This window comes from Varibaculum sp. GTC20041 (assembly GCF_055387755.1).
Map to the genome: position 1 here is coordinate 681,093 of NZ_AP041144.1, position 25,145 is coordinate 706,237.

Annotated in this window: 22 protein-coding genes; 16 read left to right on the plus strand and 6 right to left on the minus strand. The window is 53.4% G+C overall.

Going from position 1 to position 25,145, the window contains the following annotated elements:
* Positions 1-18: 18 nt before the first annotated feature.
* The 5 genes from ACZ5BI_RS02840 to ACZ5BI_RS02860 all read left to right on the plus strand — a co-directional run bounded on the left by ACZ5BI_RS02840 (position 19) and on the right by ACZ5BI_RS02860 (position 4,719).
* Positions 19-1,368 (plus strand): M20/M25/M40 family metallo-hydrolase, encoded by a 1,350-nt coding sequence (locus ACZ5BI_RS02840; protein WP_464896597.1) that lies wholly within the window; start codon positions 19-21, stop codon positions 1,366-1,368.
* A complete protein-coding gene (locus tag ACZ5BI_RS02845; RefSeq protein ID WP_464896598.1) occupies positions 1,369-2,370 on the plus strand; it encodes a hypothetical protein in 1,002 nt (333 codons plus the stop codon). It begins immediately after the preceding gene.
* 68 nt (positions 2,371-2,438) lie between these two features.
* A complete protein-coding gene (locus ACZ5BI_RS02850; protein WP_024059151.1) occupies positions 2,439-2,798 on the plus strand; it encodes a HesB/IscA family protein in 360 nt (119 codons plus the stop codon).
* 19 nt (positions 2,799-2,817) lie between these two features.
* Positions 2,818-3,714 (plus strand): FKBP-type peptidyl-prolyl cis-trans isomerase, encoded by an 897-nt coding sequence (locus ACZ5BI_RS02855; RefSeq protein ID WP_464896599.1) that lies wholly within the window; start codon positions 2,818-2,820, stop codon positions 3,712-3,714.
* Positions 3,715-3,732: 18 nt separating this feature from the next.
* A complete protein-coding gene (locus ACZ5BI_RS02860) occupies positions 3,733-4,719 on the plus strand; it encodes an FKBP-type peptidyl-prolyl cis-trans isomerase (protein WP_464896600.1) in 987 nt (328 codons plus the stop codon).
* 367 nt (positions 4,720-5,086) lie between these two features.
* Here the strand turns inward: ACZ5BI_RS02860 and ACZ5BI_RS02865 are convergent, their stop codons facing one another.
* The gene (locus ACZ5BI_RS02865; RefSeq protein WP_464896601.1) at positions 5,087-5,362 is read right to left on the minus strand and encodes a hypothetical protein; all 276 of its coding nucleotides are present in this window, start codon (positions 5,360-5,362) and stop codon (positions 5,087-5,089) included.
* Positions 5,363-5,696: 334 nt separating this feature from the next.
* Positions 5,697-6,323 carry a superoxide dismutase gene (locus ACZ5BI_RS02870; protein WP_464896602.1) on the minus strand — a complete coding sequence of 209 codons (627 nt, stop codon included), beginning with the start codon at positions 6,321-6,323 and terminating at the stop codon, positions 5,697-5,699.
* Positions 6,324-6,584: 261 nt separating this feature from the next.
* On the opposite strand from ACZ5BI_RS02870, the gene ACZ5BI_RS02875 reads away from it, so the two are divergent.
* Entirely contained in the window at positions 6,585-6,971 is a 387-nt protein-coding gene (locus ACZ5BI_RS02875; RefSeq protein WP_464896603.1) for a response regulator, read from the plus strand.
* Between the two features lie 50 nt (positions 6,972-7,021).
* Here ACZ5BI_RS02875 and ACZ5BI_RS02880 read toward each other — a convergent pair whose 3' ends face one another.
* Positions 7,022-8,833, minus strand: a complete 1,812-nt coding sequence (locus ACZ5BI_RS02880; RefSeq protein WP_464896604.1) for a DEDD exonuclease domain-containing protein — start codon at positions 8,831-8,833, stop codon at positions 7,022-7,024.
* A complete protein-coding gene (locus ACZ5BI_RS02885; protein ID WP_278608457.1) occupies positions 8,830-9,231 on the minus strand; it encodes a hypothetical protein in 402 nt (133 codons plus the stop codon). The genes ACZ5BI_RS02880 and ACZ5BI_RS02885 overlap by 4 nt, the downstream gene beginning before the upstream one ends.
* A gap of 62 nt (positions 9,232-9,293) precedes the next feature.
* On the opposite strand from ACZ5BI_RS02885, the gene ACZ5BI_RS02890 reads away from it, so the two are divergent.
* The 3 genes from ACZ5BI_RS02890 (at position 9,294) to ACZ5BI_RS02900 (ending at position 13,233) form a co-directional block, all read left to right on the plus strand.
* On the plus strand, positions 9,294-10,118 hold the full coding sequence (locus tag ACZ5BI_RS02890; RefSeq protein ID WP_464896605.1) for a lysophospholipid acyltransferase family protein: 825 nt from the start codon (positions 9,294-9,296) through the stop codon (positions 10,116-10,118).
* Between the two features lie 226 nt (positions 10,119-10,344).
* The gene (locus ACZ5BI_RS02895; RefSeq protein ID WP_024059142.1) at positions 10,345-11,556 is read left to right on the plus strand and encodes a pyrophosphate--fructose-6-phosphate 1-phosphotransferase; all 1,212 of its coding nucleotides are present in this window, start codon (positions 10,345-10,347) and stop codon (positions 11,554-11,556) included.
* Between the two features lie 279 nt (positions 11,557-11,835).
* A complete protein-coding gene (locus ACZ5BI_RS02900; protein ID WP_464896606.1) occupies positions 11,836-13,233 on the plus strand; it encodes a class II 3-deoxy-7-phosphoheptulonate synthase in 1,398 nt (465 codons plus the stop codon).
* 75 nt (positions 13,234-13,308) lie between these two features.
* Here the strand turns inward: ACZ5BI_RS02900 and pknB are convergent, their stop codons facing one another.
* Positions 13,309-15,420 carry a Stk1 family PASTA domain-containing Ser/Thr kinase gene (gene pknB, locus ACZ5BI_RS02905; protein WP_464896607.1) on the minus strand — a complete coding sequence of 704 codons (2,112 nt, stop codon included), beginning with the start codon at positions 15,418-15,420 and terminating at the stop codon, positions 13,309-13,311.
* A gap of 84 nt (positions 15,421-15,504) precedes the next feature.
* Here pknB and ACZ5BI_RS02910 point away from each other — a divergent pair, with 84 nt between their 5' ends.
* A complete protein-coding gene (locus ACZ5BI_RS02910; RefSeq protein ID WP_464896608.1) occupies positions 15,505-15,846 on the plus strand; it encodes an Rv2175c family DNA-binding protein in 342 nt (113 codons plus the stop codon).
* Between the two features lie 10 nt (positions 15,847-15,856).
* On the opposite strand, the gene ACZ5BI_RS02915 is transcribed toward ACZ5BI_RS02910, so the two are convergent.
* Positions 15,857-16,921, minus strand: a complete 1,065-nt coding sequence (locus ACZ5BI_RS02915; protein WP_464896815.1) for a polyprenyl synthetase family protein — start codon at positions 16,919-16,921, stop codon at positions 15,857-15,859.
* Between the two features lie 64 nt (positions 16,922-16,985).
* On the opposite strand from ACZ5BI_RS02915, the gene ACZ5BI_RS02920 reads away from it, so the two are divergent.
* The 6 genes from ACZ5BI_RS02920 to ACZ5BI_RS02945 all read left to right on the plus strand — a co-directional run bounded on the left by ACZ5BI_RS02920 (position 16,986) and on the right by ACZ5BI_RS02945 (position 25,108).
* Positions 16,986-18,137, plus strand: coding sequence for an IS1249 family transposase (locus ACZ5BI_RS02920; protein ID WP_464895789.1), 1,152 nt, complete (start codon positions 16,986-16,988; stop codon positions 18,135-18,137).
* A gap of 226 nt (positions 18,138-18,363) precedes the next feature.
* Positions 18,364-20,322 carry an RNA polymerase sigma factor gene (locus ACZ5BI_RS02925; protein WP_464896609.1) on the plus strand — a complete coding sequence of 653 codons (1,959 nt, stop codon included), beginning with the start codon at positions 18,364-18,366 and terminating at the stop codon, positions 20,320-20,322.
* A gap of 127 nt (positions 20,323-20,449) precedes the next feature.
* Positions 20,450-20,683, plus strand: a complete 234-nt coding sequence (locus ACZ5BI_RS02930) for a DUF7455 domain-containing protein (RefSeq protein ID WP_022864010.1) — start codon at positions 20,450-20,452, stop codon at positions 20,681-20,683.
* Positions 20,684-20,860: 177 nt separating this feature from the next.
* Positions 20,861-22,987, plus strand: a complete 2,127-nt coding sequence (locus tag ACZ5BI_RS02935; protein WP_415934282.1) for a DNA gyrase/topoisomerase IV subunit B — start codon at positions 20,861-20,863, stop codon at positions 22,985-22,987.
* A gap of 40 nt (positions 22,988-23,027) precedes the next feature.
* The gene (locus ACZ5BI_RS02940) at positions 23,028-24,116 is read left to right on the plus strand and encodes a GNAT family N-acetyltransferase (protein WP_464896610.1); all 1,089 of its coding nucleotides are present in this window, start codon (positions 23,028-23,030) and stop codon (positions 24,114-24,116) included.
* On the plus strand, positions 24,116-25,108 hold the full coding sequence (locus ACZ5BI_RS02945; RefSeq protein WP_464896611.1) for a hypothetical protein: 993 nt from the start codon (positions 24,116-24,118) through the stop codon (positions 25,106-25,108). Before ACZ5BI_RS02940 ends, ACZ5BI_RS02945 begins: the two co-directional genes overlap by 1 nt.
* Positions 25,109-25,145: the final 37 nt, after the last annotated feature.

Here is a 25,145-nt window from a genome sequence, read left to right on the forward strand (position 1 = left end):
CGGGGTAACCTGGCAAGCATGAGTGATATTTCGGATTATAAAGCGGCTTCTGACCGTATTTTTGATGATGTTAAGAGTGAGCTAACCAAACTGGTAGCGATTCCTTCAGTTTCTTCTGCATCCCGCGCGGAAGTAGAAAAATCGGCTCGGCATGTGGCGCAGTTATTTTCAAACCTGGGGATGGAAACGGAAGTAAAAACCGCACCAACCCCCACTGGCGAGGAAGGAATGCCGGCAGTTATTGCCCGCAAGATTGTAGATCCGCAAGCTAAAACAGTCTTGCTTTATGCTCACCATGATGTACAACCGGCCGGACCTGCCGAGCGCTGGAATACTGAGCCCTTTGTAGCTACCGAAAAGAATGGCCGCCTGTATGGGCGCGGTACCTCCGATGATGGAGCGGGGGTAATGGTGCACTACGGGACGCTCCTCGCTTTGGCAGATAACTGCCCGGTTAACGTAACTTGCTTTATTGAGGGCGAAGAAGAGATCGGCTCGCCCTCGTTCCGCAACTTTATTGAAAAATATCGGGAAGATTTAGCCGCTGACGCCATCATTGTTTGCGATTCCGATAACTGGCGGGTAGGCGAACCCGCTCTGACCGCAACTTTGCGGGGAGTCGCCAGTATGGATGTGAAAGTTAAAGTAATGAACACTGCCCTGCATTCGGGAGCTTTTGGAGGCCCGGTGCTAGATGCAGTCACGGTTGCTAGCCTGTTGCTCGCGAAATGCTTTAATCCCGATGGCAGCTTGGCAGTACCCGGTCTTGGGGGATCTACCAGTGCTGATGTTCACTATCCGGAAGACTTGTTCAAGGCGGATGCCCAGGTAGTGAAGAGCTTTGAGCTAGCTGGAAAGGGGGATGTGTCCGCGCGTTTATGGAACCAACCGGCACTTTGCGTTATCGGTTGGGATCAGCGTTCTCGCGCCGAAAGCGCTAATGCCCTGGTGCCGGAAACCTGTTTGCGGCTGTCCTTGCGCACTGCTCCCGGAACCGATAGCGCCGAATGTGCCCAAGCATTAAGCAGGTTCTTGAAAGAAAATGCCCCCTTCGGAGCGGAGGTAGAAACCGAGATTCTCGAATGCGGTCCGTCCTACCAAGCCCAAGCATCGGCGGCGGAAAAAGATATGAAATGGGCGCTATCAAGTGCTTGGGATAAGGACGCGGTAGATATTGGGTGCGGGGGAGCAATCCCCATGACCGCTGACCTGGCACAGGTTTTCCCGCAGGCCGATATCTTAATCACCGGAGTGGAAGATCCTGCCACTAACGCACATTCAGAAAATGAATCCCAGGATTTAGGCGACCTGAAGAATGCTATTACCGCCGAGGCGCTGTTCCTGGCTCGTTTAGGTGGAAAGATTTAAGTGCAGATACTTCTGGCAGTAGCCAGCACGCTGCAGACCAGTGCCCGCAAAGGGGGGCAAGCCTTTAAGACAGGCTGGCTAAAGCATAAAAGTCGCGACCAGCTGCAGGTTGTCCCCTATTCGTGGGCGTATCCGGAAGTTGCCGCTGGCTATCCGCTAGGGGATTTGTTCTCGGCAACGAGCGATCCGCTTAAGGCAGGTAAGCGCTTACCGGAGCTGCTTAAAGCGGGTAAAGGTCTCTATCTGCCCGCCGTCTGCGGGAAAGAAAACCTGCAAAGTGAGTACTCGCCGCTGGGGGCGCTTCCTCCCGGGGATCTAGAGGATTTACCGGCGTTTCCTGGGCGATTCTTAACGGGAGTGGCGGCCACTTACGGCGCGGGTCAAATGAGCCCACAGATTTGGGAATCTCTAGGGCGGGATCTGGCCGGGGCGACGGTAGTTACCGGCAGCCAGAAACCGTTGCTATCAACTTCCGGGGTACTAGCTCAGATCGCTAAAACTAGCCCGAAGATTGCGCAACAAACTAAAGAAAACTGGGAAAGCGTGCTTAAAGAAGCCGAAAAATACGGAACCCGCCGCTACCTCGAGATTTCGGATTTTTCAGGCAAAAAACCTGCACCAGGTACCCAAGTGGGGGCTCTGCCCACAGGAGGATGCGCTTGGGGAGTGGGAGAACTATTAGGCAGACTGGGAGCCCGCCTGGATTTTGCGGCAGATTTCCTGGATCAGCAAACCAGTCTGCCGCAAGTTTTAGAAACCACAGATTTGCTAGTGGCGAATACTGAAGAGCTATCCCCCTGGAATCTTCCCGGCTCTCCCTTGGAACATTTATGCGACCTCGCCAACCGCTTCGGGGTGCCGATAGTGGTAGTTACCAGTGAAAATAATCTGAGTAGAGGCGAGATTGCCGAGCGGGGAATAGATGGCGTCTACCAATTCCCTACCGATACTGGCGGTATGGAGGAGGCCGGACTTCGCTTAGCGCGTACCTGGTCGCAATAGCCACTAGAGCCACCTTGGACTAGGCTAAGGACTAACTTAGTTCATCTAGAAAATTTTGAGGAACAGATATGAGTGAACAACAGGCTGAAAAGACAGCTACCCACAAAGTAACTTTGACCGATGCCGCCACTGAAAAAGTGAAATCACTGCTAGACCAGGAAGGACGCGATGATCTGCGCCTGCGGATAGCGGTGCAGCCGGGAGGATGCTCGGGACTGATCTATCAGCTTTATTTTGATGAACGCCTCCTAGACGGCGACGCAGTAGTCGAGTTCGCTCCCGGGGTAGAGGTAGTGGTAGATAAAATGTCCAACCCCTACTTAGACGGAGCCTCGATTGATTTTTCCGACACCATTGAACGCCAAGGCTTCACGATCGATAATCCGAATGCGGTAGGTTCTTGCGCCTGCGGCCAATCGTTCCACTAAAAACAGTTAGGATCTTGTTGTGAAACGTAGACTTTCTACATCTGTTGCTGCTATTGCCCTGCTAGGTGCGTTATTAGGTGCAGGGCTCACCGGCTGCAGTAGCGATGGTTCCTTCTCAGATTTCGGAGTCAAAGTTGAGGGCGAATACGGTAAAGCCCCCAAGGTTAGTGCGGGAGAGGGGACTGCGCCGAAAGAATTGAAAGTTGGCACCGTTAAAGCTGGCGAGGGCGAGGCTTGCGGTGCCGACGCAGTGCTGAAAGTTAACTATCACGGCCAGTTGTGGGACGGGAAGAAATTTGATTCCAGTTTCGACCGGGGAAATCCTGCGGTTTTCTCGTTAAAACAAGTAGTTCCCGGTTGGGGACAGGGACTTAAAAATGCCAAGCCGGGATCGCGCACCCTCCTGGTTATTCCACCCGAATTGGGGTACGGGGAGCAGGCAATGGGTGATATTCCTGCTGGATCAACCCTGGTGTTCGTGGTCGATACCTTGAAATGTTTCTCTGCCTCGCAAATGAAGAAAGGTGAAGAGCAACTGGCACAGGCCAAAGCTACCGGGAATACCCTTCCCGGCCTAGAAGTTAGCGGAAAATTGGGGAAGAAACCCGTATTGAAGGTTAACGCTGGGCAGCTCGGTAAAGACCGTGCCGTGAGCGTGCTTGCTACCGGAAACGGGGCCGCGCTAAAAGCCGATGACGTGGTGATTGTGCATCAAAGTTGGCTAGATCAGCAAGGAAAGACGGTATCCACCTGGGATAGCAAAACCCCGATGCCGCTGCAGGGAGAAAAAACACTGGCAGAATTGAAGTTGGACAAAGAACTAGTCGGTAAAAACGTCGGTTCCCGCCTGGCTTTAAGCACGATGCAAGATGGGCAGGCGGTCGCCCTAGTAATGGATATCGTGGGTACCCTCTAAGAGCTGGTAGACACCGCCATGCAAACTCAAAACATTCCTTCCCAACCGAAGCGGATACGGTCAGCTCGGGTAATAGTCTTGGCGTTGGTCGCTACCTTAGCGATATCCCTATTTTCCGGATGTTCATCTAGCGCTTCCGACGCCTCGGCTCCTGAGGTAAAAGGAAAATTCCCGGCAGTAACCGGGGAGTTAGGCCAAGCCCCCCAGATGGAGTCCGGTTCGGGGAAAGCACCAACCAGTTTGCAGGTACGGGTACTATACGAGGGCGAAGGGCGCAGCGTGACCGCCAAAGACCAAGTACTCATGGATACTTTAGGTAACTTGTGGGACGGCAAGACCGTGATGAGTACCTTCCGAGTCGGTGACTCCGCCCAAGGATACGCGATGAGCGAAGTTATCCCGGGCTGGAAACAGGCATTAATCGGCAAGAAGCTCGGTTCCCGGATACAGATCACAGTTCCCCCGCAACTGGGATTCCAAGGCGAAGCCGCGAAACGCATTCCCGCCAACTCCACGATGGTGTTCGTGATCGACCTGATTAGCGCCATGGATCTAAGTAATGTTTCCGCGCTGAAACAGGCCAAGAAAATAGATAAATCTTTTGACAAATTACCTAAAGGGTTAAAGATTAGCGGGGCCCCCGGCAGCCAGCCACAGGTAACTATCGATCCGGCGCTGCCTGCCCCGAAAACAAAACAGGTAATAATGCTGTATCAAGGTAAAGGGCCGAAACTGGAACCGGATGATTTTCCCGGGGTGCATTTGACCGCTGCTAGCTATGAAGACGGCACCTGGTCAAAGGTGTCTAGTTCTTGGCCTAGCGGAAAAATGGTTTCTACTCCCTCTACTGTGCAGACCACCCCACAGTTCCTTGGGGTGCCGGTTGGCTCGCGGATGGTGATGATAGAGCCTGCCGAGGGCGAGCGCCAAGGGTCAAAAGCGCATCCCGCGCGCATCGCTGTCTACGACATTGGTGCCAAGCAAACCAGCACCCGCCTCGGGTAACAGTTCATGGATCTTGAGGACGCGAGGGAAAGGTTTTTCCTCCCGCCCAAGGATTTGGAAAACGTAGCGACGTTTTCCAAATCCTTATGCCCACCGCGCCTGCTCGGATAAAACTTTCCCCCCGCTTTTATACTGATCTGGGATCCCGTGACCTGCTCCGCAGGTCAAGCCCCTCTCGTATCTTTTACCGGCCGCGACCCTAATCTGACGTCATTTTAGTGCGCGGGGGATAGATTTTTCCTCCCGCCCAAGAATTTGGAAAGCGTAGCGACGTTTTCCAAATTCTTATGCCCACCGCGCCCACTCGGATAAAATCTATCCCCCGCGCTTCCCGTGATCCTAGTTGGGTTCTAGAGGTAGTTGCCGGTTATTTTAGGCAGCGAGCGGATATTAGAGTGCTAACCGCTGCAAGAGCAATGAAAAAAGATGCAGATGCCCCTAGATTGTGGGCTATTGGGGTGAAAAATGGGATTGCGAAAGCCAGGAGGCCGGTAGAAAACGCTAAAGCAGGATCTTGGTTTTTCCCCGCTTTACCGGTTGCGATCTTAGTGAAACGAGCGAATTGAACTCCCGCGAAAATTGCTCCCGCTAGGTTAGCGATTACGCTTACGATTTCATAAACCACCTCAGTGACCTTTCCCATGGCGATGCCGGTTTTTTAGCGATCAAATCTGGCTTTTATCCTACACGGGATGACAGCTTTTCTCCTTGTCTATGAAACTCTTGGCGCGGGGAAAATTTTTTCCTCCCGCCCAAAATCTAAAAAGGCGTTGCCTTTTTAAATTTGCGCCCGCCTAGCCTGCTCGGATAAAACTTTTCCCCGCTAGACACCGATCCGGGAACTCATAGTTACGTGGGGGAGCGGTTTTCCCGAGTAGGTGCGGTGGGCATAAAAATTCGGGAAGCGCCTGGGCGCTTCCCGAATTTTTGGGCAGGAGGGGAAATCGCTCTCCCACGTATCTTTTAGGAATAGAAAACTATGCCAGGTTGATTAGGGACTTAAAGTTCTTTTCAGCGTTTTCGAAACGAGCAGCAACGTTTTCCCAGTTAACTACGTTCCACCAGGCCTTCACATAGTCGGCTTTCACGTTCTGGTAGTCCAGGTAGAAAGCGTGTTCCCACATATCCAGCATCAGCAGCGGAGTTACCCCGACAGGTACGTTTCCTTGCTGATCGAAGAGCTGGAAAATGATGAGGCGGGAAGAAATCGAATCCCAGGCCAGGACTGCCCAGCCGGAGCCTTGGAGACCGGTGGCGGCGGCCGTGAAATGCTTCTTGAAAGCTTCAAAGGAACCGAAGTTTTCGGTGATGGCGGCAGCTAGTTCGCCTTCGGGTTCCCCTCCGCAGTCAGGTCCCATATTGGTCCAGAAAACCGAGTGGTTAGTGTGTCCGCCCAGGTTGAAAGCTAAATCTTTCGAGAACTGATTGACCGCTGCCAGATCGCCGGCTTCACGAGCAGCTGCTAGTTTTTCTAGGGCGGCATTTGCCCCGTTCACATAGGTGTTGTGGTGCTTGTCATGGTGTAGTTCCATGATCTTGCCAGAAATGTGCGGCTCTAAAGCGGCATAGTCGTAGGGCAGTTCCGGAAGCGTATATTTCCCCATGTAAATGGATCTCCTTTGTAGTTTTCGGGTCCGCCTAGCCTCCCTCCGGCTGGGCGCTGTCCCCACCTAGTTTAGGTGCTAAGTCCTATAATTGCAGCCCTAGGAAATAAGCTGGAAGCTTAAAACCGATTTTCAGGTGGCGCATTGCTGGGGATTTTCCCCAAATGGCGTCCTATTCATGCTCTAAGTCCGCAAGAGTGTAATAGTCGGTTACAATGAGAGCCAAAAGTACTTGCAAGTGTTTACTTAAGGAAGACGAACATGGCGGAAGCGGAAAATAATCTGCAGATTTTGTTATATAGCGATGACCGTGAGGTGCGGCAGCAAGTAATCAATTCCGTGGGAATCAAGCCGGCCGCGGATCTACCAAAAATAACTTGGGATGAGACCGCTACCGCCACTATTACGCGGGACAAGGTGCATAATAATCGCTACGATCTGCTGATTCTTGACGGAGAAGCAACCAAGATTTCCGGTATTTCGGTCGCGAAAACCCTGCACGAGGAGGAAAAGGATCTTCCCCCTATCTTGGTTTTGACTGCTCGCCAGCAAGACGAATGGCTGGTCGGTTGGGCAGGCGCCAAACCAGTTGAGCGTCCCCTGACTCCTCTTAAGTTGCAAGAAGCTGTCGCTGCAGCGCTGCGCTAAGGCAACAGGGAACGCCGGGGCAGCTAATACTAACTAATACTTACTAATACTTAGCGCCGGAAAGAAAACGGTTTCTGGGCTTGCGCTAGTTTTTGTCGCAACTGGCTGCGGGCTAGCATTCCCGACACCGGGCATACCAGTTCCGCGGAATCCGATATTTGTACAATTCGGGTTCCGGGCTGGTAAAGCTGCTGCGCTAAAATATGCAGCTGTTCCCAGAGGATCCCTTGGCCTAGGAAGCGCGGGGCAGCAACCGGGAAAACTTCTGCTAAAGTCGCGACAGTTTTATCTATCGCAATTTTTGGAGCATTAGCGCCGGTAAAGGCAGTTCCTAGTATTTTTCCATAGGCGAGGGCGAGGTAAACCCAGCCGCCAGAGGACGCCGGCAGGGCAAAAATAAGTTTTTCCGCCGCCAGTAGCGGGGATAATAACTCTTGCTCGGCTCCTGCCTGTGACAGCGCGGCAAGTTGTTCGCGAACTACGGCGGCTTGCTCGAATTCTTGCCTGTCCGCTAAGTCCTGAACTTTTTCTAGCAAGCTAGTTACCGCCTCTTGCTCAGCTTTGGCTCTATTGGTGGCAATCAGCTGGCAGTGTTGACGGTAGCTTTCTTGTTTTTGCACCCGGCAGGGAGCACGGCAGGTTCCCAACTGTTCTAAATAGCAGGAATTCGCAGGATCACCCGGAGAAATCACCTGGGTACAGGTGCGCAGATTCCATTGCTGTGACAGTACCCGGCGGACTCTTTCGGCGCTTTTCCGAGTAGTGAAAGGTCCCAAGGTTCGGGAGGCATTTTTTCGCTCTACCCGTTTGGAAAGTTTCAAGCGCGGAAAATCTTCATTAGTTAGTTCCAGTAACCAGTATTTATCCGGGCGGGTGCTAGCACGGTTGAAAGGAGGGTTAAGCCGGGCGATCAGCTCTAGTTCTTTTAGGCGCGCCAAGAGGACGTGGGGAAAACAAATATGTTGAATATGGCGAGCGGCGGCAAGCATCTCCCGCATCTGCCGGCGTTTCTCGCTGAGAGTGGTGTAACTGCCTACTCGCGTTCGCAGATTGGAAGCCGAGCCTACGTAGAGTGGTTTTCCGTCGGCGTCCTCAAAAATATAGACTCCCGGACGCGCAGGCAGGTCGGCTCCCAGCACCCGTTTTGCCCGGATCTGCCGGGGGACTTTTTGTAAAACTCGAAAATCTTGGGTGTGGGTAAGCCCGGCTCCTGCTCCCAGATCTAGTAGCCCTTGCAGTACGGTCACGGTGGCGAGCACATCGTCTAGGGCACGGTGGGTGGGTTTATCGGCTCCAAAATAACTGGCGAGGGTAGCTAGGCGGTGATTGGCGACGAAGGGACGCGGCAGGAGTAGTCGGGCAATAGCCAAGGTGTCGACGGTGAGGGCATCTGGAAGGGGATCGTCTAACTGCTCAGCAGCGCGGCGCAAAAATCCGGTATCGAAACTCGCGTTATGCGCCACCAGGGCGTTTACCGGGGGAGAGTCGGGGTGATCCGCCCTCCAAAATGCCAGGAAACGCGAAAAAACCTCTTCTAGCGGGTCGGCGGCAAGCACCATTGAGTTGGTGATCCCGGTCAGCGCCACGATTTTGGGAGGAATCGGACGGCGGGTTTGCACTAGCGAACGAAAAGTTCCGCATAGGCGTCGCTGATAGTAACGCGCCGCAGCTATTTCAGTGATTTCAGCGCCTGCCCCCATTCCGGTGGTTTCTAGATCCACTACTAGAAAACAGCAATCCGATAAAGGGGTTCCTAATTGGGAAAACTCTCCTTGCGGGGCAATTTCGCCGCTGGCAGGAACCAAGGTGCTTAAGTGTTTCCGTAGCGCCCGGGAGGGAGGATCGAAGAACTGGGGGTTCACACCCTCGCCCCATCATCGTCATCCCATTTGTTGGTTAAAGCGCTGCGTCCTTTGGGGCGCAGATATATCAGCAAGCCGCAAAATAAAGCTAAATCTAAGAATCCGAGGGCGTGGAGCCAACCTGGTAGGTCAACTCCCGCGATATAGGTGGCTACCCAGGCTATCAACACTATGACGGTGATCACTAAGAGGCGCACCCCGCCGCGTAGGCGGGGGTTGGCAGGCAGCTTCGGGGGTTGAAACTGGTCATTTGGCTCCGCTAATTCGTAATCTCGCGGTCCAGGCGCGAAAATACCGGTATCATCTAACCTAGATGTAATATCCAAAAATTCATCATCTACGCGACGTTGACTTGGGTTGCGGCGGCGGTGCGCCCCCCACTTCTTGGGGAGTTTCATAGTCGTTAGTCTAGTCGGTCTTTAGGGATCGGCTAGTTAGCCCGGGCGGGAAGGAAGCTTACGTGTTTTACCGGATGCTGAAAGTAATCCTGGGGCCGATTCTAAAGGTTCTTTACCGCCCCTGGATCAAAGGAGCCGAGAATATTCCCGGGACCGGGGCGGCGATTCTGGCCTCGAATCATCTAGCGGTGATTGATTCTTTCTTTTTACCGCTCATGATTGACCGCGAAGTAGTTTTCGTGGGCAAAGCCGACTATTTCACCGGTAAAGGTCTAAAAGGTGCCTTTGTGAAGTGGTTTATGACTCAGGTGGGCACGATCCCTATTGACCGTTCTGGGGGGAAGAAATCCCAGGCCGCTCTGCAAAAAGGATTAGCGCGCTTACAATCCGGGGAACTGTTTGGGATCTATCCGGAGGGTACCCGCAGCCCCGATGGCCGGCTTTATCGCGGTAAAACCGGGGTGGCGCGGCTGTCGCTACGCTCGGGTGCACCGGTGATTCCGGTGGCCATGATTGGAACTAATATTGCTCAGCCGATTGGTACTCGGATTCCGCGTCTACATCGCATCGGGGTAGTTATCGGTGATCCTCTGGACTTTTCTCGCTATCAGGGTATGGAAGATGACCGTTATGTGTTGCGGGCAATTACTGACGAGATTATGTATTCCTTGATGAGCCTATCGGGGCAAGAATACGTGGATCTGTATGCTGCTGATGTGAAAAAGGCGCTTGCTTCCAAGAAGGATGATGAGGACGCTGTGGCCCCCGAATCGAAGGTGCAGGCTCCCGGGGGTCGGCAGGCTCCCCAAACCGAGGTGCCAGAGCCACCGGAAGATAACGCATCTGAAGAGGATAAAACCGACTCTGCCCCCGCCGCGGATCAGTAAACAGTTTCAGCGCTCAAAAGAAGCAGTTTTAACAAAAGCGTAGCTAGCTTCGTCCCCAGTTGGAGAACTACTAGCGGTTTACGGGTGCCGCCTAATCTGACGCGCCCGGCCTCTTTTCATGCTCAAATGAGTGAAGCGCTTAGCGTCCTAGAGCCGGGTGCGCCTTATCGACTAGACTATTAGCTGACGGAGCCGATAATGGCCAAACAACTCTTTTGGAGGAAATATGACGATTAAACGTGTGGCACTGCTAACTGCGGGCGGATTCGCGCCCTGTCTCTCATCAGCGGTTGGTGGGTTGATCGAACGTTATACCGAGCTGGCCCCGGAAGTTGAAATCATTGCCTATAAGCATGGCTATCACGGGCTACTGTCTAAGAACTTCATTGTGGTAGACGAAGACGCACGTAAAAATGCTGGTCTGTTGCATCAATATGGTGGTTCCCCGATTGGTAACTCGCGGGTAAAACTCACTAATACTGAGGATCTGGTCAAGCGTGGTCTGGTTAAAGAGGGAGTTAATCCCTTAGAATTCGCAGCTAATCGCCTGGTAGAGGATGGGGTAGATGTGCTGCACACGATCGGTGGGGATGACACTAACACCACCGCCGCAGATTTGGCGCAGTATCTGCATGAACACGACTACGAGTTGACCGTGGTCGGTCTGCCGAAGACTATTGATAACGACATCATCCCGATCCGTCAATCCCTGGGTGCTTGGACCGCTGCCGATAACGGAGCGTTATTTGCTGAGCACGTAATCGGGGAATGCCAGTCCAACCCGCGGGAACTGATTATTCACGAAGTAATGGGTCGTAATTGTGGTTATTTGACGGCTGCTACTGCCCGTTCTTACCGCAAGCTGCTAGACAAGAAAGAATGGCTGCCCTCTATGGGGCTCACTCGCGAATCACGCGATATTCACGCCATTTTTGTGCCTGAGGCTCATATCGATATCGAGGGCGAGGCTACCCGGCTACGCAAAGTAATGGATGAGGTTGGTAACGTAAACATCTTCCTGTCTGAGGGCGCTGGGGTAAGCGAAATCGTGGAGCAGATGGAACAGGCAGGCGAGACAGTTCCGCGTGATCCCTTCGGACACGTACAGCTAGACAAGATTAACCCCGGTCAGTGGTTCGCTCGCCAATTTGCCGAGCGGATTGGAGCGGAAAAGGTTATGGTGCAAAAATCGGGTTACTTCTCGCGCGCTTCCGCGGCGGGCGCAGAAGATTTGCGCCTGATCAAGTCGATGACCGATTACGCGGTGCAGTGTGCCCTAGAGGGTAAACCGGGCTTGATTGGTCATGATGAAGAGAACGGTGATGTTTTGAGCTCGATTGCCTTCTCACGGATCAAGGGCGGTAAAGCCTTTGATATTACTGCCTCCTGGTTCCAGGAAATGATGAAGGAAATCGGGCAGGAAGTACGTCCTGCCTAAGGTTTAGTTAGTGCTATTAGCTCACTTAATTTTTTAAAGCGAGTTGGCACTGCTAGTTCTGGTGCTTTAAATTCTTTGGCTCTCGCTGCTGGCCAGCAGCGAGAGCCAAAGAAGTTTTTGGTGACAGATCTAGCTGGCGGGTAACCACTATTAACTGAGCACCGACTGCCATAACGGGCAGGAAACAACAAAAACTAGGGAAGACACTTCCCTGGGGGGAATAAGTTCGGTTTACGGACTTATTCGTCTTAAAATCTAAAACTTACTAGGGTGGATTTCGTGGACGAGAAAATAACTAGAGCTCTGAATTCATGGCGGGATTGCCCGGCAAACCAACAGCCCAACTACCCAGACCAGGAACAGCTGCAAGAAAAATTGTCTGACCTGTGTACTCGTCCTCCTTTGGTGTTTGCGGGCGAGGTAGATGCCCTGAAAGAACTGTTAGGGCAAGCCAGCCAGGGCAAAGCCTTCGTCCTCACCGGTGGGGACTGTGCGGAAACTTTTGCCGAGTCAACCGCGAATCGGGTACGGCTCAAAATCCAAACTATCTTGCAAATGGCGATTGTGCTTACCTATGGGGCCTCTTTGCCGATTGTAAAAATGGGGAGAATGGCTGGTCAATACGCCAAACCTCGCTCTAGCGATACCGAAACCCGCGACGGAGTAACCCTGCCGTCCTACCGCGGGGATGCGGTTAACTCCTTTGAGTTCACCCCCGAGGCACGCACGCCAGACCCGGCACGCCTGCTAGATACCTATACACGTTCGGGAACTACTCTGAACTTGATTAGGGCATTTACCCAAGGTGGTTATGCCGACCTGCATCGAGTTCATGAATGGAACCGGGGTTTTATCTCTAACCCAGCCTATAAACGCTTTGACGCGCTAGCCTCTGATATTGACCGAGCAATTTCTTTTATGGATGCCGCAGGTGTCAACGCCGATGAGCTGCGTACCGTAGATTTTTATAGTGCCCACGAATCTTTGCTTTTAGAATACGAACAAGCGATGACCCGGGTAGATTCGCGTACTGGCGAACTGTATGACACTTCAGCGCATTTCCTTTGGATCGGAGAGCGTACCCGCCAGATAGATGGGGCTCATGTGGAGCAACTATCGCAAGTCGCCAATCCGATCGGGGTAAAAATCGGCCCCAACGTCAGTGGAGATGATTTAGCGCGTCTGCAAGATAAACTCAATCCCAACGGTGAACCAGGGCGCCTTTCCTTTATCTCTCGCATGGGTTCGCACGAATTAGAGTCGGCATTACCCGCACTTTTAGAGGCACAAATGCGTGACGGACGTCCGGTTACCTGGATGTGTGATCCCATGCATGGCAACACTATTAGCTCCTCTTCTGGCTATAAAACTCGAAGTTTTGAACAGATTCTGCAAGAAGTAGCTAATTTCTTTACCGCACATCAAGAAGCGGGTACGATCCCGGGCGGAATCCACGTGGAGCTGACCGGAGATGACGTTACCGAAGTGATCGGAGGCAGCGAACACCTGACCGAGGATTCTTTGAAGAATCGCTACGAAACCCTGGTAGACCCCCGGCTTAATCACCAGCAATCGCTGGAACTGGCATTCCAAGTGGCAGAAATGCTACAAAAACGCCACGACACTTTAGGGAATCCCCTGCGCGCGCCCCTAGAGCCCTGGGGATACACGGTATAAGACCGCCTGCTTCGCACTCGCAGACCGCCCCCAGGATCTTTCAGCGCAGCAAAGTCGCCCTCGGGAAAAATTGGCTTAAACGTAGCTCAAAGTGACCGTGGAACCGCGTTTTAGCTTGGTGCCCCCACCGGGGGATTGAGAATAAACCCGGTTGGGAGCAATCCCCAGTAGCTGTTTTTGCACCTGTACCTGGAACCCGAGATCGGTTAATTTCTTTTTTGCTTGTCCCATGGACAGGGCAGTCACATTAGGAACCTCAATCATTTCTGGCCCTTGGGAAACCCGGACTTTTACCTGGTCGCCATGGTATAAAGTAGTTCCCGCTGCCGGTTCTTGCCCGATGATTTGCCCGCGCGGAACCGAATCCGAAAACTCGGTAGTTTTATCCATCTTCAATTTGAGGTCACTTAAGGTTTTCGCGACTTCTTCTTCACTCTTGCCCGCGAAATCCGGTAGCGTGATCGGTTCTTTACCTTTTGAAACGATGACCTTCACCCCGCTATGGTGGCGGAGGCTGGTGCCTGCTTCCGGGGCGGTAGCAATGATTTTTCCTTTCTCTACTTCATCGGAATATTCCTCGCTACTTTCGGCAATCTTTAGCTTTGCCTCTTTGAGGAGTGTCCCCGCTTTTTCACCCTCCTTGCCCGCAAGATCCGGCACCTTCACATATTCAATACCCCGAGAAATATACAGGTCTACCTGCGAATTCTTCTTGGCTTTTTGGCCGGCCTTAGGGTTGGTGCGCGTAGCCTTACCGGCAGCGACAGTGTCGGAATATTCCCGCTGGGTGTTCACTTTAAACTGGGCTTTTACCAGCACCTCCCGCGCTTGAACCGCGGTTTTGCCTGCCACGTTAGGCACCGCTACGCGCCCTCCCGGTCCCAAAGTGAAATACCAGCCAGCTAAGGCCGCGGCGATCACTAAAACCCCGGTGATAACTGCCGCTATCCAACGTTTCTTCTTACTCCGCCCAGTAGGATCCTTAGGGGTTGAGGGAGCTGGCGCGGTTTCGACCACGGTTAGCGATTCTTCCGGATCAGGGGGAGCCGGCGGGGAAGAAGTATCTGCGGGTGAGTCTAGGTGGGCAGGGCGAATCGGAGCCGCCGGAAGTTGCGGAGAGGCCACCGGCAAGACCGGTAGCCGGGCAGTGCCCCCTTTGCTTAGCGGGGTACGTTCAGTTTCTTGTTCTGAAGTCGCACTCGCGGGGCGCTCAGCGCGGCGCCCTCGCAGCTCGGGGCAAAGACAATCTATAACCGCTTTAACCAGCTGCAGGGCAGCTCCCGCGTCAACAGGGCGATCCTTAGCGTTGCGCGCGGTCAGCGCCGCTATTAGATCATCAACTTCGCTAGGAATCCAAGCTACCGTCGCTGACAGCGGCGGTACGTCCTCGCTCACGTGTTGCCAGGCAGTCCGAATCGCAGTATCGCCTTGGAAGGGGGGCAGTCCGCTAATCAGTTCATAGGTCATGATTCCCACGGAATATACATCGCAGCGGGCATCTGAAGTAGTTTCGGAGATAAGTTCTGGCGCCAGGTAGGTGACCGTTCCCATCACCGATCCGGTAGTGGTGCCGGTGGCTTGGTTAACCGCGTGGGCGAGCCCAAAATCTGCCACTTTTACCTGACCGGAAGGAGTCAGCAGAATGTTCTCCGGTTTAATATCCCGATGAATAATCTGCATTTCGTGGGCTGCTTGCAGTGCCTGTAGCACTTGTTCTGTGATTTCTAGGGCGCGCCCTAGCGGTAAGGTGCCCTCTTTAGTTAGTAGTTGACGTAAGTTGGAGCCATTAATAAACTCCATCACCAGGTAGGGGCGGCGCCGCCAAGTTCCCTGATCAAAAATCTGCACAATCGCCGGATGCATGAGGCGAGCCGCCGACCTAGCTTCCGCTTCAAACCGTTCCACCAGGGAGGCAGTATTCGCCAAGTGCGGGTGCATTATTTTTAACGCCACATCTCGCCCTAAGCGTTCATCGTGAGCCCGGTAAACGCTAGCCATCCCGCCGGTATCAATAATTTTCACTATCCGATAGCGCCCATCGATCAGGCGTTTTAACATATGGTCTTCGTCTGTGCCGCTGTGGCCTATTTCCGGAATCTGGCTTGTGGTCTCGCCCTCTGCGCGCGAGATAGACGAATCCTGTGGGGTCTCGCTAGCGTGAGAGCTGGCTTCCGGATCGTTTCTCATAAGGCAATCCTAGCGGGCAGCGACGCTTTTACCGGTAAGCGGCGCGGATAGGAGCAGGCTTGTAACCTCAGATAGGCTAAGAGCATGGATACGATTAGTTTCGCGCAAGCCGCCGAACGCCTGGGGGTAAAAGTTACTCGTGCGCACCGGCTCCTAAATGAGCACCGTTTGTTAGCCCTCCCGGATGAACAGGGGAAACTACAGGTAGTAGTGGAATCGCTTCTGGAGACCCCCGAGGGCTGGACTCTTGTGGAACGCCTACCAGGGACGATGCTCACTTTGCTAGATGGCGGTTTTACTGTTCAAGAGGCAACCGAGTGGGTACTGGCTGCCCAGCCCCTATTGGATGGGCAGCGTCCTATTGAACTATTGCGAGCCGGCAGCCATAGCAAAGTGAACTCGGTAGCTGCTATGCAGGCGATTTAAGTTCGCAGCTTTAGGATTCTCGTTCCACTAGGGAGCGTCCTAAACGCAGCAGCGCCTCGCGACCCGCATTATCAAACTCGCCTCTAGCTACCAGGGCGTCACCTTTAGCGGCATATGCGGTGATTAGCTGGCGGTGCTGGTCTCTGACCCCTTGGCTATGGAGGGCGTCAGTTACTGCCAAGATCTGTTCTGCGGTGGCGGCGCGGTTACCGAAAACCTGATGTAAGTTCGCGCGCGCGTCCTCGCCCAGGAGCTGTTCCCCTAGGGACCACAGGACGGTCTTTTTTCCTTCGTTTAGATCTCCACCTGCAGGTTTACCGGTTTGGTTGGGATCGCCAAAAACCCCGAGTTCATCGTCGCAAAGTTGAAAAGCGATTCCCCAGTATTCCCCGATTGTGAAAAGGGTTTTTAGCTGCTTGGGGCTAGCTCCGGCCAGGCGGGCTCCGAGCGTGAGCGGGTGTGCCACCGAGTAGCGTCCGGACTTGTGGCGAATAACCGTTAAAATCTGTTCGCGCGCATGGGCGGGGTCAAGCTCATCGGTTTCGAGACGCAAGTCCAGATACTGTCCGGCGGAGACCTCGCGGGTCATTTCGGTCCAATTAGTGAAGAATGCGTCCGGATCTTTGCAGGTGGCAGCGACCTCGAAAGCACACTGGTCGGCCACTGAGAGCAGCAGATCTCCCAAGAGGATTGCCGCTAACCGCCCATATTCTTGATGGTCGCCGCGGCGTTGCTCCGCTGAATGTTGTTTCGCGAAACTGATGTGGGCTGCATCTTTACCGCGACGCAAGGGAGAATTGTCAATAATGTCGTCATGGACGAGGGCGCTAGCCTGGTAGATTTCGAGGGCTACCCCCAGGTCGAGCACGGGTTTTGGCGGGGTATCATTGCTGGCAGTTATGGCTTTCCAGCCAGTGTAGGCCAGGCGCGCCCGGGTACGTTTTCCACCTTTAAGAGCTGCCAGACCTACTTCAAATAACTCTGCTATTCCCGTTAGCTCTTGCCAGCGGGATACCCCGGCTTGCCACGCCTGCGGTAATAGTTCAGGGTTAATACCTGAATTGTGTGTATAAATTCGTTGTTTTTTGGGGTTTGATCAGGGGTTATGATGGTTTGAATATGCTTTGAGAGCATATTGTGTGAAGAGTGCTTGTAATCGACCGGTTTGTGGTGTATGCGGAGAAAAACTTGTCAAGAATGGTCGCACGAGTGCTGGCAGGACTCGTTGGCGTTGCCTGGCCTGCGGGGCCTCAACAGTTAAATCACGTCCTGATATTAGTGCTAGAGCCCAAGCGGACTTGTTTATAAAATGGCTGCTAGAAGGCTATTCGATTAAGCAACTCGGGATAGCTAAAACCTCTTTTGCTACTAAAACCGCTTGGTGTTGGAAGGTTAGAGTACCTAAGCCACAAGTTACCGGCGAGATATATGACCAGATCCTTCTTGACGGTATCTACCTTCCCTATAACTGGTGTCTTATCACCGCTACTAACGGCAAACGAATCATTGACTGGCAGTGGTGCCAAAGAGAAAACGCGCCCGCCTACCAAGCATTAATGAACAGACTGCCACCACCACAAGTAGTGGTAACTGATGGCGGGGCAGGCATTAGAAAAGCTCTGCGAAACACTTGGCCTAAAACCCGCGTGCAACGTTGCCTTTTCCATGTTAAAACCAATACCATCACCGACTTGACCCGTAGACCAAAAACTGCCGCTGGAAAGGCACTCCTAGCTCTTACCAACCAGTTATTAACCATCAATACCCCTCAAGAAGCCGCTAACTGGATTAGATTGCTACACCAGTGGCACCAGCTCTACCAAGAGTTCATCAACGAGAAAACCTACAGCACCAACCCCAACGGTAAAACCCACTGGTGGTGGACACACGAACGCTTAAGGAGAGGCTACAAACGCTTAGAAAGACTTTCTAGATCCGAGAACCTATTTACCTATCTAGAGCCCGAATTCGCTAACAACAACATACACCGCACTACCAACCAGCTAGAAGGAGGCATCAACGCCCCCATCCGCCGCCTACTCAACACCCACCGCGGTCTATCCGAGCCCCACATGAAAAAAGCCATCCAATGGCTAATCAACCAAAAATCTATAGACCCCACCGACCCCGTAAAATATCTCACCACCCAGCACAAACACCTAGACCAAGAAAAACTGTCCCAAACACAGCCAAACCCGCCCGCCCCGCCCGAATACGACACCGCCATCGACTACAACCCGGCCTACCAAGACGGATCCCTACACATCCGCAAAGGCTGGGCAGGACACTAAACCAACCCGACACGCCCGAAAAATACACACAATTTGGGTATTAACCCATAGTTCATCAATTTGAGTGGAAAACTCTGGGGCGCTGGGCATCGCTGGTTACTCTCTTTCCTTATTAGTTCTCCTCTAGCCGCGAAAAATCCTCTAGATTTGTGCTAGAAAGTGTGGTATTGAATTATAATTATTGAGCATTCTCTATGAAATCGTTTAGAAATCAGGAAAGGTCGCTGTGACTCCTCAACCTGCTCAATCTGAATCTAGCGCGAAAACTCCCTCGAAAGCTACTACCAAGGCTACTACCGCCGGGAAATCTGCTGCTAAGAAGACCGCTAAAAGCGCTGCCAAAAAAACTGCTACCGCGAAGAAGGGTGCGGTAGCGAGTAAGACTACTGCCACTAAGAAAGCGGGTACCAGTAAGGCTAGCGGAGCCAAGAAGACGGCAGCGGCAAAAAAGACTGCTTCCTCCAAGGGGCCGGCTAAGAAGACTACCACCAGCAAAACTAGCGCGGCGGCGAAGAAGGATGCTGCCAGCAAGACTGCTGCCCCTAAGAAAGCGGCTACCACTAAGACTAGTAGCGCCAGTAAAGCGACCGCGGCTAAAAAGACGGCTGCGGCAAAGACTGCCACCAAAAAGACCGCGGGCAGTAAAGCTAGTGCCGCGAAGAAAACTACTAAGAAAACTACTGCCGCCAGCAAAACCAGTACTACTAAACAGGCAGCTGCAGCCAAGAAGACCACGGCAGCTAAGAAGACCGCGGCTAAGAAAAATACCGCTAAGAAAAGCACTGCGGCCAGTAAAACCAGCGCGGCCAAGAAGACCGCTCCGAAGAAAAGCGCGGCGGCCAGCAAAACCAGCGCGGAAAAGAAGACCACTCCGAAGAAAACCACTACGCGCGGTAAAAAAGCTGAAGTCGAAACGCTAGAAGAAGAGCAAGAGCTGCTAGAGAATCCCGCCGAAGTCGACGAAGTTGACGAAGACGCGGTCGAGCCGGGTGACGAAGATTTAAACGATGAAGAAGAAATCGACCTCGAATCGGATCTTGATGACGGCGACGAAGACGATGAAGATGACGAAAAACACGGTGAGGATCGCGAACCCGAAGAGGACGATGACGAGGACGAAGAGGAGGATGCTCCGGCCAACGCCATCGAAGGTTTAAATAAAGCAATTGCCCAGGCAAAAGCGAATGCCAAGGGGCAAAAGAAAGGCAATTCCTTCACCGTTTCTGATTCTGATGAAACTGATGAACCGGCGCAACGAGTCACGGTTGCGGGTGCGACTGCAGATCCAGTTAAGGACTATCTAAAACAGATCGGTAAGGTAGCGCTGCTAAACGCTGCCGAAGAGGTGGACTTGGCGCGACGGATTGAGGCGGGTCTGTATGCCCAGCATCAGTTAGAAACTGAATCGGAAAATCTGACTTCTAAGATGCGCCGAGACTTGCACTCTTTGGCTATTGACGGTCAACATGCCAAGAATCACCTGTTAGAAGCCAACTTGCGGCTAGTGGTGTCGCTGGCGAAACGCTATACCGGCCGGGGAATGTTGTTCTTGGATCTGATCCAGGAAGGCAACCTGGGGCTGATTCGGGCAGTTGAAAAGTTCGATTACACCAAGGGTTATAAGTTCTCTACCTACGCCACCTGGTGGATTCGTCAGGCGATTACCCGCGCCATGGCCGATCAGGCACGCACTATCCGGATTCCCGTCCACATGGTAGAGGTAATCAACAAGCTGGCGCGGGTACAGCGGCAGATGCTGCAGGATCTCGGGCGCGAACCTACTCCCGAAGAACTCGCTAAAGAGCTGGACATGACGCCTGAAAAAGTGGTGGAAGTCCAAAAGTATGGTCGAGAACCGATTTCATTGCATACTCCTCTGGGTGAGGACGGCGATAGTGAATTCGGGGATCTGATTGAAGACTCGGAGGCAGTAGTACCTGCCGATGCGGTCAGCTTCACCCTGTTGCAAGAACAGTTGCGCCGCGTCCTCGACACGCTTTCTGAGCGCGAAGCCGGGGTAGTGTCGATGCGTTTCGGTCTCGGCGATGGCCAGGCGAAAACCTTAGATGAGATCGGCAAAGTTTATGGGGTGACTCGTGAACGTATCCGCCAGATTGAATCCAAAACTATGTCGAAGTTGCGTCACCCCTCCCGTAGCCAGGTGCTCCGCGACTACCTGGATTAGGGGCGCCGCCACACTTTGAACTTTCCACCGTCCTTGCTAAATGCAAGGACGGTGGTTTAGTTTTGCCAGACGCGAAAGGAAGCGCGGTGGGCGTGACTTCCTTAAGTGGGCAGTAGACAATGAAGACATGAGTGAGCAAACCTATGTTTTTGACGCGACTGACCGTTGCGATACCTGCGGAGCGCAGGCGTGGGTTCTTGCCCGCCTGGAGGCCGGCAATCTGTTTTTCTGCGCCCATCACGCCCATGCTCTAGTGCCGGCTTTGCGCGCTAGTGGTGCCGAAATCGTGGATAACACTTCGCAGCTGCATTTAGAGGAGGCCGAAAACGCGCCTCTGACTTCACTTTCTCGCGCCCGCTAGGGTGCGGATTTGCCAATGGAACGAAGAAAGAAAAATGCGTGGTATTTAGCCGGAGCTAAAATCGCAACTCTAAAATCTTAGATTATTCCCTGGCAGCTCTGCGGGGAGTCCCTCACAATCACTCGCCCTCGGAAAGCCGCTCGCCACCTAAAAAGTGGCACCCCGTAAACTAGGGGGGTGGCTACTAAGACGAAATCGGATTACACCGCCCGGCACCTGTCGGTACTAGAAGGACTGGACGCAGTTCGCAAGCGTCCTGGAATGTATATCGGATCCACCGATCATCGCGGGCTGATGCATTGCCTGTGGGAAATTATCGACAACTCAGTCGATGAAGCCCTCGAAGGCTACTGTGACCAGATCGAGGTCACGATCGGCGATGACCATTCGGTTTCAGTAGCGGACAACGGCCGCGGTATCCCCGTCGACGAAGTCCCCGGGGTGGGACTATCCGGGGTGGAGGTTGTATACACCAAGCTACACGCGGGTGGAAAGTTCGGTACCGGCTCTTATGGCGCCGCTGGCGGCTTGCACGGGGTAGGCGCCTCGGTAGTTAACGCTCTTTCTGCCCGCCTAGATGTGCAGGTAGATCGAGGCGGGAAAACCTATCAAATGTCTTTCCTGCGTGGGGAACCCGGAGAGTTTGACGACACTAAATCCCGCACCCCTACCTCGCCCTTTAAACCCTTTACCAAAGAATCCAAACTGAAAGTAGTAGGGAAAGCGCCCAAGAAAAAGACCGGAACCCGGGTGCGTTTTTGGGCAGATTTCCAGATTTTTCCCAAAACCGCGTCCACCGGATTTTCTTGGGAACACCTGTTAGAACGCGCGCGTCAAACCGCTTTCCTCGTGCCGGGACTAACTATTATTTGCCGCGACGAACGCCCGGAAGAGCCGTTAGAAGAATCTTTCAAAGCCGAGGGCGGAACCGAAGACTTCGTCGATTTCCTCGCCCCCGACCAGGCAATCGTAGATACCTGGTGTATCCGCGACCAGCGCACCTACAGCGAAACTGTGCAACAGTTAGACCAGACGACTGGGCATCTACGCCCGGTCGAAGTCGAACGCACCTGCGATATTGATATCGCGCTGCGTTGGGGTAACGGTTACGACACCGTGGAGCGCTCCTTCGTGAACATTGTGGCCACCCCCATGGGCGGCACCCACATTATGGGATTCGAAAACGCGCTGGTGCGCGTCCTGCGCAGCCAGATCGATAAAAATAAGAAATCGAAACGCCTAAAACTCACCCAAAAAGAAGCCAAGATCCGAATTGAGAAAGAGGACGTGATGGCGGGGCTGACCGCGGTGGTCACCGTGCGGCTGCCCGAACCCCAGTTCGAGGGGCAAACCAAAGAAGTATTAGGTACTCCCCAAGTGCGCCAGGCGGTCTCCAGTGCAGTCACCCAGTGGCTGGAAAAGAAGTTTTCTTCCTCTAAGCGCGATGATAAACAGCAAGTGTTTGCCCTGATGGAAAAGGTAGTGGGGGAGATGCGGGCGCGGGTGAGCGCGCGGCATCAAAAAGAGATTTCCCGGCGTAAAAATGCTCTGGAAACCTCCTCGCTGCCGGCCAAACTCGCGGATTGCCGTTCCAATAAAGTTGAGGACTGCGAACTATTTATCGTGGAGGGCGACTCGGCGCTAGGTACCGCCAAACAGGCACGCTCCGCGGATTTCCAGGCGCTACTGCCGATTCGCGGAAAAATCCTCAACACCCAAAAAGCCTCCACCTCCGATATGCTGTCTAACGCCGAATGTGCAGCGATTATTCAAGTGATCGGGGCCGGTTCGGGACGCAGCTTCGACTTGGACTCGGCAAGGTACGGCAAAATCATTATGATGACCGATGCTGATGTGGATGGCGCTCACATTCGTACTCTGCTGCTTACCCTGTTCTTCCGCTATATGCGCCCCCTAATCGCGGCCGGGCGGGTCTACGCGGCAGTGCCTCCCTTGCACCGGATCGAAATCCCAGCTCAAGGGCGGAAAAAGAAAGAAATTATCTATACCTATTCCGAGGACGAGCTGCATCAGCGCCTGCGCGCCCTCGCCAAGAGCGGACGCAAATATAAAGAACCCATCCAGCGCTATAAAGGCCTAGGCGAGATGGATGCTTCCCAGCTAGCGGAAACTACCATGCAGCGTGGTAAACGGATGCTGCGCCAAATAACTTTTGCCGATGAAGCCGCGCTGCAACAAGCTGAGAATATTTTCGAACTCCTCATGGGATCTACGGTGGCGCCGCGGCGAGAGTTTATCGTGGCCGGCGCCGATGAGCTAGCGGCAGAACAGATTGATGCGTAACAGTTTCGGTTTGCCGCTGGACCCCCGATAAGATAAAAACATGTCAACTCTGCGCGAAAGGCTAGGGAGCCTGCCAGCCGCCCCGGTACCCCCGGTGCACCTGGGGCTATATTGGCGACCCTCGCGTGAAACTGACTCTTGGAGAATCCGGGAACTGATTCACTTAACCGAACAGCATTCCCATCCGGCGCGCCCTACTTCCGAGGACGAGATCACCCGCCTAACCAAGGCACTAAGTCACCCGGAACTGCAAGACTGTCTGATTGGATTAGATTCCCGCGGCAACCTGGCTGCTTTCGGGTCAGTCACCCTGCAGCCAGATGAAAAAACCTATGCCCGCGCCGACCTATTCGCGGTCACTGCCGAGCATTGGCGAGGACGCGGAATCGGCAGAGCCTTACTTGCCTGGCAAGATGTGCGGGCTCGAGAATTGATGCTGGGATACTTTGGCGAAGACTATGAACGTCCCGCCCAAATCCGTAACGTGGTTGATGAACGCGCCGGAGACCGCCGGATGCTCTATGCTGCGGCCGGGTTCTCGGCGCAGCGTACGATTAAAGTGTTTTCTCACCAATTAGATCCTGCAACCCTGACTAAGCTGCCCGTAAAGTTCCCTGTTAAGGACGTCCGGATAGTTTCTGCCCGTCGCCTTTCTCCTGATCAATGGGAAGAAGTAAAAGCCCTACATGTAGCGAATTCTGCCCGGCTTTATGCCGCGAAAGGAGATGCTTCCCGCTGGTGGGGGCGGGTAGTAGCGAACCTGGCGCCCGATCTTTCTTTTGCGGCTATCTCAATGAGTTCCGGGCGGGTACTGGCCTATTGTCTGGTGGTTTACCGCAATCTTTGCCAAAGCAGCTGCCTAGAATCTGAGGGAGTATCCGAACAAATAATTCCGGCAGTAGCAGTTGACATTTTTGGTGATGATCGCCGGAATGCCGACAGTCACGGCGCCGATTTTGCGGTACTTAAACAGGTACTTTCTCAAGTGCTCTTAGCTTGCGCGGATTCGGGTTATAAACAAGTCTTTGCCGAGGATAACTATCCGAAACTTGGTGATCTGTCCCAGGTGTGTACCGCTTGTGATTTTCAGTTAGCTGGAGCCCGCATGATCTATACGGTGGAGCTGTAATGGAAATACCCGCATGGTCATTGCCGACAGGCAGCGGAAACTTTTCCTGGCGCAAACTTGGTCCCGATAACGTGGCAGAAGTAGGAAGTCTGATTCACCGGATCGAAGAGTTCGACAATCCGCCCTTTCGAACCGCAATTTCTGAAGTAGAAGATTTTTTTGCGGCGCCATCCAGCTGGCGCACTATCGGTGCCTTCGATCCGGAAAATAACCTGGTTGCCTATGCGCAGGTGCGTCCCCGGCTGCTGTTAAACGAAGTGGTTTGCGAAGGCGGGGTAGATCCGCGCTACCGCGGTCAAGGACTTGGACGCGCCTCCATTTCCTGGCAACGAGATCAGGCACGAGCCTTGCTAGACCATTCCCGTCCCGGACGCGCCCTCTTTTATGTGGAAGATATCGCCCCGGAACTGTCGCATTTACTGGTAGATGCCGGTTATACGCAAACCGATTCCTTCGTGGATGTATCTCGGGATCTGTCCGGGCCGATTGAAATACCGAGCCTGGCTCACCCGTTCCAGATTGTCACCTGGGATAAAGAACTCGATGACCTGTTGCGGCAAGCTGTCAACCGGATTTTGGAAAAGCGGAAAGCCGGGGCGGGATACACTTCAGAGGATTGGACTACCCGCCGTGGAGCATTCACCCCGAATTGCTCTTTCGTGGCGCTAGATAAAAGCACTGATCGCTCCGAGATTGCTGGCTTCGTACTGTCCTCTATCTATCGGCAAGATTGGACCGCAGTAGGGAATCGTCAAGGCTATATTGATTTATTAGGACTCCTTCCGGGGTGGGAAAACGAAGCGATTCTAAAATCGTTAATCGCGGCGGTGCTGACGGGCTTTAAAAAACAAGGATTCGCTACTGTTGGGGCACTACTGCCGGAGACCGCCGATCCCGCCACTCGGCATCTGTTTTTAGAGGCCGGCTTTAGAGTTATCGGCACTTCCACCCAATACGCGATCGAGACTCCTGCCTCGAAGGATAGTGTCTAGCTTTAACCACTAGCTAGCTATTTTTAGGATCGCAAAG